This window comes from Methanosarcina spelaei (genome assembly GCF_002287235.1).
In the GTDB taxonomy this organism is placed as follows: Archaea; Halobacteriota; Methanosarcinia; order Methanosarcinales; family Methanosarcinaceae; genus Methanosarcina; species Methanosarcina spelaei.
On sequence record NZ_LMVP01000013.1, the window covers coordinates 23239 to 41206 of the forward strand.

The window sequence follows — 17968 nt, forward strand, 5'->3', positions numbered from 1 at the left end:
ATCTATGAAATTCTAGGTGGGAATAATTTATGAAAAGCTTAACCGCTTTGTTTTATTTCTGTTTACTCATTTATCTGGCCGAGTTTATCTCAACCTGGTCCGACTCTGAAACTTCCATAGATTCCTATATAGGCGATGCTGGGGAGAATCTGATAGGAATAGATATTGTAAATTCCGAGCCTTACAGTGCCTCGATAACTGAGGAGTCAGTAACTCCCGGAACGTTTTCCCGAACTTACTCCTGGGACTACGAAGGCTACAACTGGCAGCTTACTCTGCCTCTTGACAATGAACTGTATGAAAAATATAAATCAAGGTCTCGAAACAGGGACTACGACCTGTTTGCTTCAGATCCATATGATGATCGGTTAATTAAGGACATTGCAGAGGCTTTATCTTCTCTCTCCAAAGCTCACGGACTTGAAAAGTGTGAAATTCCAGGACTCTGCATTTCTTTTGTCCAATCGCTGAATTATACCTCGGATCTTGAAAGTTCGGGTTACGACCAATATCCTCGTTTTCCTTATGAAACTCTTTATGAGAATGGTGGAGACTGTGAAGATACCTCAATTCTCTCCGTGGCAATTCTTCAGGAGATGGGTTACGATGCTGTCCTTTTAGAGCTCCCTGAACATATGGCTCTCGGGATAAAATCTAATACTGGGCAGCAGGGAAGGAGTTTCGAGTACGAAGGCAGTAATTACTATTATTTGGAGACTACAGGGAGTGATTGGCAGATAGGTGAAATCCCGGAGGTTTATGCAAACCAGCCTGTACATGTTGTCCCGGTCTACAGAAGGCCCATGATTAAGCTTGATTTCAAAGCCCAGTGTGCATTCTCAAAAAGAGAAGGGGTTGTTGATGTTAATGTAACAGTAAGAAACCTGGGTTCGAAGAGAGCTGAAAACACAACCGTTTATGTTGCCCTTCAGGCTGAAGATAAGCTTTCTTTATGGGATGAAATTGAGAGTTCTTCTATTACTATTGAGCCTGAAGAAGCTTTTAATTACACTGCAAAAGGCCTTACTTTTCCTGCAGGGGGAAAATTCAGGGTATACGTGCAGGCATCTGGAGAGGACATGGTGCCTGAAAACATAACCAGTGAATGGGCCATGATCTGAGAACCCGGATTTCTGGCAGGCCTGTAAGAAAAGGGACTGCCGTAAAAAACCAACTTTAAGAGTTAACTTCTACCTGCAAACACAAGGAAATCCCAGATAAAATTAACATATGGAAATTTCGGATAAAATTCTGATCAACGAACTTATCAATCCACGGTTACTTATTAACCACGAGTTACTTATAAATCGGATATCAGCAGTTTATTAATTGCAATCCTTTTAAAGGGATGAAAAGCTATACTTAGAAATCGAATATAAATATAGTAGCGTGATAAATAGTAGTATGTTAAGCATTTTGAATTTAGGGGTGGTCAAATGAATAAATTATATAGGTCAAAGAAGAACAGGATTATTGCAGGGGTATGTGGTGGGATAGGTGAATATTTTAAAGTTGATCCTACGCTTGTACGACTTTTATGGTTGCTCATTTCTATAGTGGGTGCGGGAAGCGGTTTAGTTGCGTACATAATTGCATGGATTATAATTCCTGAAGAGCCCTGAAGGCTTTCGGTTTTATTTTTAAATAATACAAATTTCAAATTTTTTTACAAATATCTTTTTTATATAGTCTAAAAAATCTCATTCCAGTCTGAGTTTTGCATTAATTGGAATCTGCTTCAGACTACATCTTGTTGTGATTGAAATAATAACAAAAAACGAGAGTTTTTTAGGTATTTGTAAAAAGAATGATCACTCAAAGGGCAATAATTCCTGAGTCAACGAAATTTAATGAAAAAAACTAAAGATGGAGATCGAAATGTAAAATCCGGTGAAAAGAAAAATAGTGAAATCACCGGATTAACACAATTGAACTGAAAAATCAATAGCATCAGATCATTAACCTTATAAAACATAACTTTAATCCATATTCTTTACTGTAATTGATTTTGGTTCTCAAGCGCGTAATTTCTATGGATTATGAAACTTACACTTAGTTTTTTATCTAAAGTTATATGATCTGAGCTTTTATTCTTGTAATTATGTCTTTATTCCCGTAATTATAACATTTCTTCCCGTAATTATGTCTTTATTCCTGTAATTAGAGCCTGTATTTCTATGATTAGAGCCTGTATTCTCATAATTATGTCTTTATTCTCATAATTAGAGCCTGTACTCCCGCAGTTGTTATCTCACTTACCTGTAAGCAATTACACGGAACTTTTTTCCTTGATACCCATATCTCCAGAACTCAAGACGTAACGGACTGTTGCGGAAACAGTCCTTTGTCACCTCTACTTTTGAAAAACCTGCTTTCAGCAATAGTTCTTGATCATATTGCGGTCGCCTGTGCCGAATCATCGGCAGTTGCTCAAATCCGTTACCTACGGAACTATGCTGTTGTTTTTTTCGAGGTTTCCCCTCCATTAAGAGAGTAATCAGACCTGAGCTCAATTTCAGTACATGATAACGCAAAGACGACCGATCCCGCCTGTAATCGCCGTCATAAATGACGATTTTACCACCTGTTTTCAGCAGATTTTTCCACCTGATGAAAGCTTTCTCAGGGTCATAGAGTGTCCAAACAACATCACGTGATACTATGGCATCAAGGCTGCCTTCCTTCTCCTTATCCAAAAGCACGGCGTCACTTTTATATATTTTTGTATTTGCCGCCTCTTTTTTGATATTGATTCTGGCACGCTTTACCATTCCCTCAGCACCATCGACAGATGTCACATTATGTTTTAGCCTGGCAAGCATGATTGTAAAAAATCCCGGTCCGCACCCGACATCAAGTACATGCAATGGTTTTTCACCAAACACCAGACGAAGTTCGTCTTGCCAATGCTTCACGTCTTTTTTATTGCTTAGCTGTTTTTGAATTGCCTGGTCATATCCTCCGGCATCGGCAGACCAGGCTTTTTCAATATGTTCAAATACAGTTCCCGACATGCTTTTACCTCTTTTTTACCTCTTACTTTGCTATGGTGATCAACTGCCACTCTATGCCTTCATAGGTTGTCGGTGCAACTGTCACGTTTTGCAAGCGGGCATTATACGCATATTGTTTATCGGGATAGCACAGAGGAACAACAAGTGCTTTGTCATTGATCAGCTTAAATATCTGGTCATATTTTGCCTGACGCATTGCCTCGTCCTGCGTCTTAATGACCTCGTCAAGGTATGTATTTAACTGCGGGTCATACCAGCACACGGACGTGCTACCTTCGGCCTGATAAAACATGGAGCGCAAAAATCCGTGAGGATTCCATGAATCTTCATATGTGCGGTAAATAATCATGTCGAAATCACGGTTTTTCCAGATCGCGTCATAGTAAGCCGAAGTGTCCAGTTGTTCAAGCTGAATATCAATTCCGACCTCTTTGCCAGCCGCCTGCAGGTACTCACACATGGATTTCCAGCTTGCATATTCCTCAGACTGGAAAACAAGCTTGAGGGACAGAGGCACACCGTTCTTATCAACGATACCATCCCCATCACTATCCGTATATCCTGATTTGGCTAGCAGTTCTTTTGCTTTTTCCGGGTTATAAGAGTAGCCCTTACTGTTTTCATCAGTGACATACGGTACCGTGTCAGGTAAAATTCCCTTTGCAGCAACAGCGTCGCCTCCGAATATATTTTTCACAATGCTGTCTTTGTCTATTGCATAATTTAACGCAAGACGGACATTTTCCTCCTGCAGTACTGTATTTTCCTGATTTAGCATAAGGAAAAATCCCATTGTACCTTTAGCATTTTTAACGTCAAGATTTTTTGATGATTCAACGATTGATTTGCTTTCGGAAGGCAGATCGGCAAGAGAAAGGTCAGCTTCTCCGCTCTGAAGCGCCATAATTCTTGATTCGCCGTCAGTAACTTTTCTGATAGTTATCTTTTCAATATTCGGTTTTGTTCCGTAATAATACGGGTTGGGCACCATGACTACCTCTTCCTCAGGGACATAGCTCTTCACCATCCACTCACCTGTGCCAATCATTTTTGCAAAGTTGCCTTTCGTATCAAATGAATTATCAGAAGCAATGCGGAAAGGCCGTGGGTAAGTCAGTTCGGTTAATACGGGATAGCAGTTTTCTTTAAATGTCAGCCTGACTGTATAGTCGTCTACTTTCTCCACATTTGTAAGCGGCGTGGAAAACTTCGTGGGGTCCCAGTGTTTTGCACTGCTTACCACGCTGTCCGCGTTAAAGTTGGTACCATCTGAAAATTTGATATCTTTACGTAAATAGAAAGTATATTGCGTTCCGTTATCGCTGATTTCCCATTTCTCAGCAAGTCCAGGCTCAATCACGCCGTCTTTTCCGTACTTGACCAGCGGTTCGTACACCATTTCATAAAGGCACATTTCCGTGCTGGACTCTATCGGGCTGGCGTCTTCGGGATTCAGTTTGCCTGAGATCATAATTGTAACTGAATCGGACCGATTGCTATCGCCCATAGCTGTAGTAGCTGAAGAACCAGAAGTTCCGTTCTGGGTATCGTTTGACACTTGACTTGAAATGCATCCACTCATCAACAGCACCAGTGATAGTGCTGACGCAATAACTGCCCAGATATACTTTTTCTTCATTTTTCATTCTCCCTTTCTATAATGGCTTATACGATATGACATGCTACAAAATGACCGCTTGCAACTTCTTTTAGCAACGGCTCTTCATTGGTGCAACGTTCCGTACAGCAAGGACAGCGTGGAAAGAACCGACAGCAGTATTTTGAATCAGGTATAACTGTCGTATCAATTATGCTCTCCATTGTACATTTTTTCCGTTCTGCAGGCATCTTTGCCGGTATACATGAAAACAGCAGGCTGGTATACGGGTGAAGTGCATTCTGCATCGAGTTTTTCTTTAAATCGATTTGCTCCACTATCTTACCCGCATACATAATGGCCATAATATCGCAGACATAAGGCACACAGTTGAGGTCGTGAGTGATAAACAAGTAGGTTAAACCAAATTTATTTCGTAAATCATTAAGTAAAGTCAGAATTTGTTTTCGCAATGAATAATCAAGGCTGGAAACGGGCTCGTCACAAACAACAAACTCAGGGTGAAGAACAAGCGCACGTGCAATATTGGCACGCTGGCGTTGTCCTCCGCTCAACTCCTTTGGATACCGCTGAGCGTATAAGGCATCCAGACCGACCTGTTCCAATATTGTCTCAACTTTTTCCAAGCATTCTTTTTTTGATACTTTCTCGCTGTTTTTAATCACCTCAGCAATACTTTCTCCCACGGTATAGGATGTATCGAAAATACTGCTGCTATTTTGAAAGATCATCTGAATATTACGTCTCAGTGGGCGCATTTTTCTAAGGGAAATATATGATATTGACTGTCCTCGGAACAATGCCTGTCCTTCTGTAGGAGTTTCCAGTCCGACCATCATTCTGCCAAGCGTGCTTTTTCCGCTTCCGCTCTCCCCTATAAGCCCTACTGAACATCCCTTCCGAATTTTAAGAGACACACCGTTTACGGCAGAAACTTGCTCTCTCTTTTTTGTAAACAAATTTTGTTTTTCGTAGGTTTTTCGTATGTTCAGGGTTTCTGCCAACACTTCCATGGCCAAACCTCTCAGAGTGCAGCTGCCAGTAATTGGCATGTATACCTATGTTGCGGATTAGAAAATATGTCTTCTACCGTGCCGCTTTCTACGATATATCCGTCTTTCATGACACATACATCGTCTGCTATTTCCGCGACTACTCCCAAATCATGCGTAATAAGCAGAATTGCAGTTCCTTCCCTCTTCCGCATAGAATCCAATTGATGCAGGATTTGAGCCTGAACAGTTACATCAAGAGCAGTCGTTGGTTCATCTGCAATGAGAAGCGCTGGACGGAAAACGCTGGCAATAGCAATCATAACGCGCTGACACATTCCTCCGCTCAACATAAAAGGGTACTTTTTCATCAATTCCTCAGGTTGTGGAAGGCTGACAGCCAGAAGTTGATTAAGCGCAATGGTGAAAGCTTGTTTTTTTGTTATTTTTTCATGTATAAGGACTGCCTCCACCAACTGTTCTCCAACAGTTAATAACGGGTTCAGCGAATCAATCGGGTCCTGAAAAATAATGCCTGCATGGTTCGATATATAAGACCTCAGACCTTTTTTTGGCATCGAGAGTATATCCGTCCCTGCCAGGTAAATCTCACCACCTGGTATTACAGCATTTTTGTCCTGAATGCCCATTACAGCAAGTGCGACAGTGGATTTTCCACTACCGCTTTCCCCAACAAGTGCGGTGATTTTTCCTGTTCTTGCAACAAGGTTCAAATCTACCACAGCGTGGATACTTTGATCAGGCATAATGTAGTCAAGAGAAAGGCTTCGGATTTCTAGTGCCTTGTTTTCACTCTGAACTCCCTGGTTAGTTTTGTATTGCATTTTTCAGTCCTTCTCCCAGAAGATTAAATGCCATGACTGTAACAATAATTGCAATTCCCGGATAAACCATCAGCTGCGGCTGTGTCTGCATAAATTCTTTACTGTCGCTAAGCATAATGCCCCACTCGGGCGTAGGCGGCTGTGCACCTAACCCTATAAAAGAAAACGACGCGATAGCCAGTATAATCGAACCGATTTCAAGTGTGGCCATTACAATAATTGGCGGTGCGATATTGCGAAGGATGTGACGAAAAATAATTTGGGTGTGAGTACAGGCGGCTGCTTTTGCTGCAAGCATAAAGTCCTGCTGTTTTGTTTGCATTGCCATACCGCGTATTATTCTTGCATAAGGTGCCCACCAAACGCTGGCCATGGCTATAATCATATTTTTCACACTGGGTTCCAGCATACCTGAGATAGCTAATGCCATCAGAAAAGTAGGAAGTGATAAAAATATGTCAATAATCCGCATAATAAATGTATCTATGCGACCGCCTGCATACCCGGAAAGGAGCCCTATCGGAATGCCAATTGCCATCATAAGGCCCAGCACGCACATGCTGTATATTAGTGACATCCGGGCACCCCAAATCAGGCGGGATGCAATGCATCGCCCCAGATTGTCGGTGCCAAGCCAATATAACGAGCTTAGGCCCTTTAGACGCATTGACATATTTACCTTAAGCGGGTCATTTGGCGCGATTACAGATGCAGTTATGGCAATAATGATAATCAAAGCAACTATTACAAAACCGAAAACTGCTGCTTTTTGCGTAAGTATACGATTTATAATGCCATGGGATGAACAAAACCGTGCATTCGATCTTTTTACTGCTTGAATTTTGACCTGCATCATATTCCCTCTCATACGTTTTTAAGACGCGGATCAATGATGCCGCATATGATATCTACAGTCAGGTTAATTAACACCATCAAAACAGCCATAAATAGTACATATCCCTGGACTACAGGATAGTCTTTGAGTTTAACAGATTCGAGCGCCAGATTTCCAAGCCCGTTCCATGAAAATATTGATTCGATAATAGCAGATCCGGCTAACAAAGAGCCGAATCCTATTCCAAGCTTGTTGATTACGGGAAGCATTGCGTTTTTTAGAGCATGTTTTGTTATAATTTTATATTCACTAACGCCTTTTGCTCTGGCTGCACGGATATATCCTTTGTTCAGCACTTCCTCCATATTTGTACGAATTAGTCTGACATAAATCCCACCACTGCATAAAGACATTGTAAGAGCAGGTATTATTGGAAATTTCATTGAATTTCCACCAAGCACTGATATCAGTCCAAGGCGAGCACCGAAAATATACAGCAGAATGAGTCCAAACCAGAACTCGGGCATTGACACACTCCAAAAACAGTATATTCTGGAAATTTTGTCAATCAACGAGCCGGAAAACACAGCTGATGAAATTCCGAGAGTAAATGAAATTATAATTAAAAACAATAGTGCTAGAAGTGATAACTGTAATGTTTTAGGAAAATACTGAACGATCTCGTCAACTACCGGTTTGTCATTTGAATAAGAAAAGCCCAGATTACCCCTCAGAGCATCTTCAAGCCAGCTTACGTACCGGACCAGCACCGGCCGGTCAAATCCCATTTCGGTCCGTATTTTCTCAATCTGCTCATACGTTGGCCTGTCATATTTCTTTTCAGCTAGCGTACGTGCCGTGTCGCCGGAAGACATACTGCCAAGGACGAAAGTTATTAATGAAACAGCCAGCAGTACAGGAATCAGTGTGAATAGCCGTTCACCTATGTCTTTAAGCATTACTCCACTTCCTGTAGCCTGTAATGTTACTCATCGTTTAAACTGATGTCTATTTTTGTAGTTGTGACCCACTAAAGATCCTGTAAAAGCCGGGCTGCTTTATTAGTGCGTCAAAGGTGGCAACTTATGTAACCAAACATTTTTTAAAAACAGCACGCTGTGGCAAAAGACCAATTGTTTTCGTCTTCTATATCTTTTTTAGAATCCGTGAAGGGATCGTAAAAGCCGTAAATATTTTGCCACAACTCGCAACACTTAGTATGTCCCTTCTATTTTTCCCCTCCCACCAAAAACGGAGGATGCATACTGTTTATATCTTGCTGCTGTTCATTAAGTATCCGTTCACCCACTGAAACATCCGCAAATACTTTTGAAAACCCGATTTTAAGCATTATATCCAGATCCCACTGCGGCCTGACTTTATCACTCATAAAAAGCTTCCTGCTAAGTGCTTCGCCTTCGGCCTGGTCCTTGTGCCGGTGCACCGGGTACCCGTATTTCGTAAGGATCTCTTTTTCCTTTTTCTCATAGGCTATTTTCATATTTTCATCAAACAGGTGCAGATACCAGCAAGCGTCGAAGACAAGAACCCTACCCCCAGGTCTTAGGACGCGATGCCATTCTTGATATGCTCTGGCGGGGTCGTCAAGTGTCCACGTGAGATTACGGCAAACTAACAGATCAAAATTGTTATCTGGGAATTTCAAGTCCTGACAGTCCATAGTCATCAACTTTGCACTGGCACCTTCACGTGCAAGGTTAAGCCGTGCAAACTCGACCATATTTTCTGTTAAGTCTATACCAGTAACATTATGTCCACCCTGTGACAGGACAATTGGAAAAAATCCCGGTCCGGTACCAATATCCAGTATGTCAAGAGAATCTTTTAAGGGAGCGTATTCCAGTACCAGATCAGACCATGCTTTTCTCTCAAAACCGTTTAGTTCATTGTCAATAAATTCACTGTAACCTTGCGCCTCGCCTTCCCAATAATTTTTAATGCGGATGTTTAAACTCATTTTACTGTCCCTCTAATGTACAACATTTTTTGGCTAAATTCATGATAATCTTTATGGAATTGCTATTTTTCAGATACTATCATAAGAAAAATTCCGTATTTTTCCAATTAGCATATTTCGATTTTTAGAACAGTCGTCGGCGTTTTAACCTTTCTTGACTGGTATATTTATTAAAAATACCACATTTTTAATTAATTTTTATTATTATATCTTTTTAATATTATTTGACCTGATATTTATACATTCTTATTTGACTAATGAATATTATCTTTCTTAACAACAATGATATTTATATTATTTTTAATTACTAATCTCATTCAAAGTAAATTAATATGTTATAAATATTGTTATTAATGTTAATTAATAAGTTATTTATATATTCTTTATAGCAAATGTATTAAAAAAATTCGTTGAATTGGCTTTTCTCAAGCAAGCAATAACCCGAAAACTAACTAAAATTTTATCAACTGATACCAAATTGCAATTATTAACAGAGAGATCATATGTCAAAAAAAACAGATGTCGTCAACGAGTATACCCGAGTTGAGTCAAAGCGTGGGCTCTCGATCACAACAGGGTCGAACAGAGTGAAACTGTTCGACCGCAGAGTGCTTGAGCTCGGCCGCGGAGAGTACGGCAAGCTACGGAGCGTTATCATTCTTGGCCTTCTCATTTCTTTCAGTTATATAGTCCAGGGGCTGCTCATTGCAGTCATACTCAACGGAGTATTCGCTGGGGCATCGCTCCGTAATTCCGAACTGTACTTTGCCGCCGTGGCGCTCCTCATAGTCCTGCGATGGGCTATGATCCGGGAAAACGATCGTATCGCGGCCAAAACTGCCAGCAGCATCGCCATGTCTCTTCGGCGGCGAATGTATCGTAAGTTGTACGAGCTTGGCCCGGGTTGGGTCTCTACCCAGAAAAGCGGCGTCATACAGGCTACGCTGGTCGATGGAGCTGAAGCTCTGCAGAATTATTACGGGCGTTTCCTACCCCAGGTTATTGTGTCTATTGTCGCCGGCGTCTCGATTGTGGCGATACTGCTCCATGTCGACATAATTATCGGATTGGTTATCGGTGCTATGATGATTGCTGCGCTAATCCAGCCGATTGCCATCTACAAGGGAGTAGGAAAGGGAATAAGGATCTGGTTTGTCGCCATGCCTCGCCTGTTCGCTGAGTACGTGGATAATATCCAGGGCATTGTTACGTTGAAGTCTTTCAATGCCAGCCAGAAGCAGGGTGAGATCCTCTACCAGCGGACAAATGACCTGTACGATGCGGAAATCGGTATTCTGCGGGATGAGATCCTGTGGAGCATCCTTCCTGGGCTGGTTACTGCAATCTGCAGTACCGTAGCTATCATTATAGGCGCCATCCGCATGGATGCAGGTGCCATATCCGCAGAAGGCCTGCTTTTCGTGCTGCTGCTGGTGAGAGAAGCACTCCGTCCGGTTACTGACTTAAGCCAGATTATACATTTCTCCTTTACCGGAATGGGAGCAGCCGAAGGCGTACTGGATATACTGGAAGCAGTTCCGCTCGCTGTGGCGTCAACCAGGACTCCCACAACCTCCTTTCCTCCCTCCTTTGCCTTTGAAGGTGTCACTTTCAGATACCGAAAAACTGACGCTCCTGCCATAGACAACCTTTCCTTTTCGGTCAGTCCTGGTGAGAAAGTAGCACTGGTAGGCCGTTCCGGAAGCGGTAAAACGACAGTAACTGCCCTCCTGATGAGATTTTTCGATCCTCAGGCTGGTTTTGTCCGACTAGGCGGCGAAGATGTACGGTTTATCCCGGCAGATGAATTACATGCTATGTACTCGATTGTGTCCCAGGACATGTTCCTGTTCCACGGTACTGTACGTGAGAATCTGTTGATGGCAAAGCCGACGGCCTCACAGGAAGAACTTGAGCAGGCTGCTCGGGCCGCTGCAGCGCACAAATTCATAACAGCCCTCCCGCAAGGCTACGATACCCTGATAGGAGAAAGGGGAGTACGGTTATCCGGAGGAGAACGGCAGCGCATTGCCATAGCTCGGGCTTTCCTGAAAGACGCCCCCATCCTCATTCTGGACGAGGCAACATCCAGCGTAGATGTTGCTAATGAAGCGTTGATTCGCAAAACAATAGCCGGGTTAGCCCGTAACAGGACTACCCTGATCATCTCGCACCGCCTTCTGGCAGCTAGAGACGCCGACCGAATCTATGTGCTGGAAAAAGGCCGTCTGGCTGAAGCGGGTACGCATTCGGAACTGGTAGGCTATAAAGGAAATTACAGTGCTCTGGTCAGGGCTGAGGAGGCATGCATATGAGCCATGAACATAGTACGCACTTTGATCTGCCTGTAGGGCAAGTATTTCGAAAAGTGAGGGTCATTGACCGGCTGTTGACCAGCTATCATATGGACCTCTGGAAAGTGAAAATTGCCAGCATTGTGATTCAGGTGCTTGGTATCCTGTCGGCAATCACAGGAGCTTATCTTGTAGGGTCGGTAATCACCGGAGTCTCCGTTATCGACCTGTGGCCAACAATCGGGCTATTGCTCCTGTTTACTGTTACTCAATTCGGTTTATCCAACCTCAATACTTACTGGGCTCATGTTATCGCATTTCGGTCACTGGCTGAGATTCGCAAGGCATTATATCAAAAACTGGACGAGCTTGCCCCTGCATACGTGATCAAGCAACGTTCCGGCAACCTTGCCCGGTCTGCCCTCTCTGACGTCAACCTTCTGGAGCTATACATTGCTCACACACTTCCCGAGTTTTTACAGGCGATCGTAGTGACGCCTCTGGCATTAATCTTCCTCGGGCTTATCCATTGGAGCCTGATGATAGCACTTGCCCCGTTTTTAATAGCCGCGATAACGGTTCCAGACTGGTTCGCTCGCCGGGCTGAAGCTCAGGGTAAAGCCCATAGGGAATCAGCAGGGACAATGAGTGCGGATGTTATAGACTACATCCAGGGAATGCGGGAAGTTGTGGCTTTCGGAGCCGTAAAACTGTCGATGAACCGTCTCGATGCCAGTCAGCAAAAGTACTCTGACACTTATGTAGCCTATGAGAGCCGCAGCGGCATGGAACGCGGGGCAGGCGATGCGCTGCTGGCGGGAGGGATGGTTGTCACCGTAGCACTGGGAGGTTGGCTCTCTATCATGGGCTACATGGACGTTGCACTGTACCCTGTGGCAGCAGTCCTTACTGCAATGGCATTCTCGCCTGTTATGCACTTGCTGAACATCGCTAGACAGCTCAGCCAGACTGCGGCAGCAACCGATCGGGTATTTGGCATCATGAACACTCAGCCTTCAGTCGTCGATCGGGTTTCTGCCCCTCCCGAAGGGCCTATCACTCCAGAGGTCTGCTTCGAAGACGTACGGTTCAGGTATGGCGCTGAACTACCCGAGGTACTGAAAGGTGTGAACCTGAAGGTATCACCGGGTGAGACGGTTGCGCTGGTCGGACCGTCGGGTGCGGGAAAGTCAACCTGCACTTATCTGCTACTCAGGCTATGGGACCCTGCCGAAGGCTCGGTAAGGATCGACGGACATGATCTGCTCGAGTTTCCCCAGGAGTACCTCAGGGATATGATCGCCTATGTGCCTCAGGATGTTTATCTGTTCAATATGTCAGTGAAGGAAAACATCCGCATTGGTAGAAGCGACGCTACGGAAACCGAAATAAAAGACGCGGCTCGCCGGGCCTTCGCTCTCGATTTCATAGAGGCTTTGCCTGATAAGTGGGACACTGTACTGGGGGAGCGAGGCACGACACTTTCCGGTGGCCAGCGCCAGAGAATCGCAATAGCCAGGGCATTTCTGAAAAACGCCCATATCCTGATCATGGACGAAGCGGTCTCCAGCCTGGACACCGAATCGGAGGTCAATGTCCGAAAAGCGATCAAGGAAATATCGGCAGGACGCACAACGCTGATCGTAGCACATAGACCTTCAACGATTCGATCTGCAGACCGGGTGATAATGCTAGCAAATGGGAAAGTCGAGGAAAATGGCACATTCGATGAGCTGATCGCTGCTAATGGCGCTTTCAGCCGACTAATGGCTGCACAGATAATCACACAGATGGACCACAAGATGACCACACAGATGGATCACAAGACGACCACACAGACGACCACAAAGATGACCGTGCAGAGAGCCACACCTTAAGATGGGCATGGATTTCTCTGGACTGCAGTGGATTTTCTTTCCCTCTTCGTTCGTAATATATTACGAACGAAAAATATGTTATTTTGAAATTTCAGCGTGTTTTAATATGAAATATTTGGTGCTGAATATAAAGTAACACAATTTATAAAATTATTAGCACGTTAAATAATCTACTGAGTAATATATAATTACTAAATTACAGATGGCTGTGAAATTAGTGATGGACCCTGATAGTAAACTCCGTTTTAGTTTATCTGAAAGTGGTCCAGCCCCGATATAATTTGAATAGTAGAGGTCAACATGCGCAATAATTTAACAACAATCCCTATACTTACGATCATATTGGTCGTTTTTTTGACATTTTCAGTTTCGGGCTGTGTCACGAAAGGTGGCACAGGGGACCAGGCAAAAACGATTACTGTTACGGACATGGCTGGAAGATCGGTGACATTAAAATATCCGGTGGAGCGCCTTGTACTGATGGACTCGACGTGTACGGCCGAATTTTCATCGGTCTATGGTGAGGGTTTTGATAGCAAGATTGTTGGCTGGGATAATAACCTCAGGGATAATTCCGGCGACATATATGAAAAATACGTGGAAAAATATCCGTCGATGGCCGAAATACCTGATGTGGGCTCCCTGGATGATAATACTTTTAATATTGAAAAAGTAGTCGCGTTAAATCCTGACGTCGTCATCATGCACGACTGGGAGTTCATGTGGGATGGGGACGCCACAAAAGAGGCACTGGCCAGGCTGGACCAGGCCGGCATTCCCGTAGTATTTTTAGACTTCTATATGGACCCCATGACTAATTCAACAAAGAGTATGCAGTTGCTTGGAAAGATCACGAGCAAAGAACAGAGAGCACAGGAGATAGTTGACTATTATGATGAGAAAGTCAACAGCATATATTCTCGCCTGGAAAAAATACAGGGAAAGAAACCTACCGTTTACATCGAATGCGCATATAAAGGCCCGGATACTTACGGTATATCTTACGGGGATGTGGCATGGGGAGCTATCGTAAAGAAAGCTGGTGGAGACAACATTGCAGAGCCGATTTTACTCAACAAAAGCAAGGCTCTTAGCTCGGAGTATCTGGTCAACCAGAGTCCGGATATTATCATATTGACCGGTAGGAACTGGTCTACGCCAGGATCACTCAGGATGGGCTATACTTCTACATCTAACGTAACAAAGAGCACGATGACGCCATTCGTCAACCGTCCAGGGTGGGATACGATAAATGCAGTAGAGAATCAGAAGGTATACGGCATATACCACGGCTATTGCACGGACATATTTAACTTCGTTGCACTGGAAGCATTCGCCAAATGGTTCTACCCCGAAGAGTTCAAGGACGTGGACCCTGCTGAGACGCTCAAGGAATATCACAGGAAGTTCATGCCTATAGATTATAGCGGTACGCTGGTGTACAACTATTAATTGATGCCGGGAGCTGAGAGAAAAAATACTGGAGGAATTGGGTGCGTGAAAGATTTACTATGTTGGCAATCCTGGCAAGCGTATTAGTTATCTTTATGGCTTTTACCGTTCCGGGTTGTGTCACAAAAAGCGGCACTGAAGACCAGACGAAAACGATTACCGTTACGGATATGGAGGGAAGATCGGTTACTGTAAAAGCGCCGGTTGAACGAATTGTCCTGATGGAATCATCGAAAACACATGAACTGGCCGCTATAGATGGAGCCGGAATTGTCGACAAGATCGTCGGATGGGATAACGATTTCAAGGACAACGCCGGCGACGGATACGTAAAATTTGTAGAGAAATATCCAGAGCTGGCCGATATCCCAAATGTAGGCTCCCTCGATGACAATACATTCAGTGTTGAAAAGGTGATTGCGTTAAATCCTGATGTTGTCATCATGCATAACTGGGAATTTATGTGGAGCGGAGACGCTACGAAAGAAGCCCTGGCCAGGCTGGAACAGGCAGGTATCCCGGTTGTTTTCGTGGATTTCTATATGGATCCGATGGTCAACTCCACAAAAAGTATGCTGCTGCTTGGTCAGATACTTGGGAAAGAACAAAGGGCAAAGGATATTGTCGATTTTTATGACCAGCATGTAAACACGGTCTATTCACGCCTGGCGAAGAGTGACGGACCGAAGCCCGGTGTATATATAGAGACAGGATACAATGGCCCGGAGACATACGGGATAACCGAGGGAGATGTCGGATGGGGATCGATTGTAAAGAAAGCGGGTGGAGACAACATTGCTGAGACTTTATTAGGAAATACCAGCAAAGCGATTAGCCCTGAATTCCTTGTCAACCAGAGTCCGGATATTATAATATTGACAGGCCGGAACTGGTCAACACCGGGATCGATCAGGATGGGATATACCTCAACTGCTGCAGATACAAAGAGTACTATGGATGCATATGTTGCACGTCCGGGATGGAACACGATCAATGCCGTCAAGAACCGCAATGTGTACGGCATTTATCATGGATACTGCTTCAGCATCTATAATTTCGTGGCGCTGGAAGCTTTTGCAAAATGGTTCTATCCGGAGGAATTCAAGGATATCGACCCCAATGCTACTATTCGGGAATACCATGAAAAGTTCATGCCTATTGAATACGACGGGACGTTCATGTACAGCTATTATTAACAGCGGACTTGAAAAGTAGGGCTCAGGATGAACGTTAAATCAAAAGAGGCATACAGAAAAATGATGGGGAGGAAATATTTATTTCTCCTCTCTATTTTGGTAGCGATCTTTCTCACTTTTATCCTCGACATTATGACAGGGCCGGCTTCTTTATCGGCAAAAGAGGTCATTTCGACGATATTCTTCCCTGCCTACAGCGAGAGATCGGTCCAGGTCATTGTTTGGACTTTCCGCCTGCCAGTCGCCCTCATGGCGGTTGTGACCGGAATAACTTTAGGCCTTGCCGGCGCAAACATGCAAACTATTCTAGATAACCCCCTGGCCAGCCCTTATACGCTTGGAATATCCGCAGCAGCCGGGTTTGGTGCTGCGCTGGCTATCGTGTTCGGCGTTGGAGTGCTGCCTTTCGCAGATACCTTATTCGTGCCGGTCAATGCATTCGTGTTCTCGTTAATCAGCTGCATGGCAATATATGGCATTGCCAGGTTCAAGCGAGCCACCTCCGAAACCATAGTGCTTACCGGCATTGCTGTACTGTTCCTGTTCGACTCTCTGCTGGCGCTCCTTGAATATACGGCGAACCCGGAGCAAGTCCAGGCCATAGTTTTCTGGCTCTTCGGCAGCCTGACCAAGACCACATGGACTACTCTGGGTATTACGGTGGGAATTGTTTTGCTGGTCATACCACTGCTAGCCATAGACGTCTGGAAGCTCACCGCTCTCAGGCTGGGCGACGATAAGGCAAAAAGCCTTGGAGTGAACGTCGAAAGGATGAGACTAAAGGGATTGATCCTGGTCTCGGTTCTTACGTCCACGGCAGTAGCATTCGTGGGCACCATAGGGTTCATCGGTCTCGTAGCACCACATATAGCACGGATGCTCGTAGGTGAGGACCACCGGTACTTTTTACCTTTTTCAGCCCTGTCCGGGGCGTTTATACTCTCCACCGCATCGGTCCTCAGCAAAGTCGTAGTCCCTGGAATCATATTCCCTATAGGGATACTCACATCACTTATTGGCATACCGTTTTTCGTCTGGCTCCTTCTATCTAAAAAGAGGGGATACTGGTGAAGCTGGAAATCAAAAACCTCAAGTTCGGATATAATTCCACTCCGGTATTAAAAAGCGTAAACATGGTCGCCGAGCCAATGATCACTGCGATCATAGGCCCGAATGCGGTCGGAAAATCCACTTTGCTAAAATGCATATGCGGGATACTCAAAGCTGAAGGATCGATAATCTTCAACGGAAAAGACCTGAAGGAATATCGAAAGGACGAGGTCATAAAAGCCATTAGCTACCTCCCCCAGGAATCCTCTACAAGTGCGGTTATGACTGTGCTGGAGGCAACAATGCTGGGAAGGATAAATTCGCTTGGCTGGAGGATAAATGACGAGGACCTGTCTGCATCTATGGACACGCTTGAAAAGCTCGGGATTGAAGAACTGGCGATGCGTCCAATGAACGAGCTCAGCGGTGGGCAGAAGCAAATGGTGTCCATTGCCCAATCGATTATCCGAAAGCCCAAAGTGCTCCTCATGGACGAGCCAACGAACTCGCTTGACCTCCAGAGGCAGCTCGAGCTTTTTGACGTGATTCAGACCATCACGGAAGATCACGGAATGACAACCGTAGTAGCGTTACACGACCTCAACCTGGCAGCCCGGTATGCGGGCAATGTCGTATTGATGAACGGAGGTAAGGTCGTTGCATCGGGAAGCCCGGCTTCCGTGATAACCGAAGCAATGATTCGAAAAGTGTATGGGGTCAACGCAAGGGTAACGCTCGATGGTGAAGGCATACCGCAAGTCATACCAATCAATTCGACGCGAAAATGCAGGATAAAAAAAGCTATAATGGGATGATT

15 protein-coding genes are annotated in these 17968 nt (G+C 44.4%); 8 read left to right on the top strand and 7 right to left on the bottom strand.

Annotation, left to right across the window (positions count from 1 at the left end; genetic code table 11):
- Positions 1–29 precede the first annotated feature (29 nt).
- Positions 30–1121 carry a hypothetical protein gene (locus ASJ81_RS01325; RefSeq protein ID WP_095642895.1) on the top strand — a complete coding sequence of 364 codons (1092 nt, stop codon included), beginning with the start codon at positions 30–32 and terminating at the stop codon, positions 1119–1121.
- Positions 1122–1436: 315 nt separating this feature from the next.
- The gene (locus ASJ81_RS01330) at positions 1437–1622 is read left to right on the top strand and encodes a PspC domain-containing protein (protein WP_048109187.1); all 186 of its coding nucleotides are present in this window, start codon (positions 1437–1439) and stop codon (positions 1620–1622) included.
- A gap of 633 nt (positions 1623–2255) precedes the next feature.
- Here ASJ81_RS01330 and ASJ81_RS01335 read toward each other — a convergent pair.
- From ASJ81_RS01335 to ASJ81_RS01365, 7 genes are all read right to left on the bottom strand, one after another.
- Positions 2256–3014: a class I SAM-dependent methyltransferase gene (locus ASJ81_RS01335; RefSeq protein WP_095642896.1), complete on the bottom strand. Its 759-nt coding sequence runs from the start codon at positions 3012–3014 to the stop codon at positions 2256–2258.
- A gap of 22 nt (positions 3015–3036) precedes the next feature.
- Complete coding sequence (locus ASJ81_RS01340) at positions 3037–4653, bottom strand: nickel ABC transporter substrate-binding protein (protein WP_095642897.1); 1617 nt, start codon at positions 4651–4653, stop codon at positions 3037–3039.
- A gap of 26 nt (positions 4654–4679) precedes the next feature.
- Positions 4680–5645, bottom strand: a complete 966-nt coding sequence (locus ASJ81_RS01345) for an ABC transporter ATP-binding protein (protein WP_095642898.1) — start codon at positions 5643–5645, stop codon at positions 4680–4682.
- A gap of 11 nt (positions 5646–5656) precedes the next feature.
- Entirely contained in the window at positions 5657–6469 is an 813-nt protein-coding gene (locus tag ASJ81_RS01350) for an ABC transporter ATP-binding protein (protein ID WP_095642899.1), read from the bottom strand.
- Entirely contained in the window at positions 6453–7325 is an 873-nt protein-coding gene (gene nikC, locus ASJ81_RS01355) for a nickel ABC transporter permease subunit NikC (RefSeq protein WP_095642900.1), read from the bottom strand. Before nikC ends, ASJ81_RS01350 begins: the two co-directional genes overlap by 17 nt.
- Before the next feature lie 8 nt (positions 7326–7333).
- Complete coding sequence (gene nikB / locus ASJ81_RS01360; protein ID WP_095642901.1) at positions 7334–8263, bottom strand: nickel ABC transporter permease; 930 nt, start codon at positions 8261–8263, stop codon at positions 7334–7336.
- Between the two features lie 269 nt (positions 8264–8532).
- The gene (locus ASJ81_RS01365; protein ID WP_095642902.1) at positions 8533–9282 is read right to left on the bottom strand and encodes a class I SAM-dependent methyltransferase; all 750 of its coding nucleotides are present in this window, start codon (positions 9280–9282) and stop codon (positions 8533–8535) included.
- 503 nt (positions 9283–9785) lie between these two features.
- On the opposite strand from ASJ81_RS01365, the gene ASJ81_RS01370 reads away from it, so the two are divergent.
- The 6 genes from ASJ81_RS01370 (at position 9786) to ASJ81_RS01395 (ending at position 17966) form a co-directional block, all read left to right on the top strand.
- Entirely contained in the window at positions 9786–11597 is a 1812-nt protein-coding gene (locus ASJ81_RS01370; RefSeq protein ID WP_095642903.1) for an ABC transporter ATP-binding protein/permease, read from the top strand.
- On the top strand, positions 11594–13453 hold the full coding sequence (locus ASJ81_RS01375; protein ID WP_170943138.1) for an ABC transporter ATP-binding protein: 1860 nt from the start codon (positions 11594–11596) through the stop codon (positions 13451–13453). The genes ASJ81_RS01370 and ASJ81_RS01375 overlap by 4 nt, the downstream gene beginning before the upstream one ends.
- 300 nt (positions 13454–13753) lie before the next feature.
- Positions 13754–14905: an ABC transporter substrate-binding protein gene (locus ASJ81_RS01380; RefSeq protein ID WP_095642905.1), complete on the top strand. Its 1152-nt coding sequence runs from the start codon at positions 13754–13756 to the stop codon at positions 14903–14905.
- Positions 14906–14946: 41 nt separating this feature from the next.
- Positions 14947–16101 (top strand): ABC transporter substrate-binding protein, encoded by a 1155-nt coding sequence (locus ASJ81_RS01385; protein WP_245859687.1) that lies wholly within the window; start codon positions 14947–14949, stop codon positions 16099–16101.
- Between the two features lie 27 nt (positions 16102–16128).
- The gene (locus ASJ81_RS01390; RefSeq protein WP_095642907.1) at positions 16129–17172 is read left to right on the top strand and encodes a FecCD family ABC transporter permease; all 1044 of its coding nucleotides are present in this window, start codon (positions 16129–16131) and stop codon (positions 17170–17172) included.
- Positions 17169–17966, top strand: a complete 798-nt coding sequence (locus ASJ81_RS01395; RefSeq protein ID WP_095642908.1) for an ABC transporter ATP-binding protein — start codon at positions 17169–17171, stop codon at positions 17964–17966. Before ASJ81_RS01390 ends, ASJ81_RS01395 begins: the two co-directional genes overlap by 4 nt.
- Positions 17967–17968: the final 2 nt, after the last annotated feature.

Excerpts from the sequence above, each read along its gene's own strand:
- ASJ81_RS01325 (WP_095642895.1), top strand. The coding sequence starts at position 30 with ATGAAAAGCTTAACCGCTTTGTTTTATTTCTGTTTACTCATTTATCTG.
- ASJ81_RS01330 (WP_048109187.1), top strand. The coding sequence starts at position 1,437 with ATGAATAAATTATATAGGTCAAAGAAGAACAGGATTATTGCAGGGGTA.
- ASJ81_RS01335 (WP_095642896.1), bottom strand. The coding sequence starts at position 3,014 with ATGTCGGGAACTGTATTTGAACATATTGAAAAAGCCTGGTCTGCCGAT.
- ASJ81_RS01340 (WP_095642897.1), bottom strand. The coding sequence starts at position 4,653 with ATGAAGAAAAAGTATATCTGGGCAGTTATTGCGTCAGCACTATCACTG.
- ASJ81_RS01345 (WP_095642898.1), bottom strand. The coding sequence starts at position 5,645 with ATGGAAGTGTTGGCAGAAACCCTGAACATACGAAAAACCTACGAAAAA.
- ASJ81_RS01350 (WP_095642899.1), bottom strand. The coding sequence starts at position 6,469 with ATGCAATACAAAACTAACCAGGGAGTTCAGAGTGAAAACAAGGCACTA.
- nikC (WP_095642900.1), bottom strand. The coding sequence starts at position 7,325 with ATGATGCAGGTCAAAATTCAAGCAGTAAAAAGATCGAATGCACGGTTT.
- nikB (WP_095642901.1), bottom strand. The coding sequence starts at position 8,263 with ATGCTTAAAGACATAGGTGAACGGCTATTCACACTGATTCCTGTACTG.
- ASJ81_RS01365 (WP_095642902.1), bottom strand. The coding sequence starts at position 9,282 with ATGAGTTTAAACATCCGCATTAAAAATTATTGGGAAGGCGAGGCGCAA.
- ASJ81_RS01370 (WP_095642903.1), top strand. The coding sequence starts at position 9,786 with ATGTCAAAAAAAACAGATGTCGTCAACGAGTATACCCGAGTTGAGTCA.
- ASJ81_RS01375 (WP_170943138.1), top strand. The coding sequence starts at position 11,594 with ATGAGCCATGAACATAGTACGCACTTTGATCTGCCTGTAGGGCAAGTA.
- ASJ81_RS01380 (WP_095642905.1), top strand. The coding sequence starts at position 13,754 with ATGCGCAATAATTTAACAACAATCCCTATACTTACGATCATATTGGTC.
- ASJ81_RS01390 (WP_095642907.1), top strand. The coding sequence starts at position 16,129 with ATGAACGTTAAATCAAAAGAGGCATACAGAAAAATGATGGGGAGGAAA.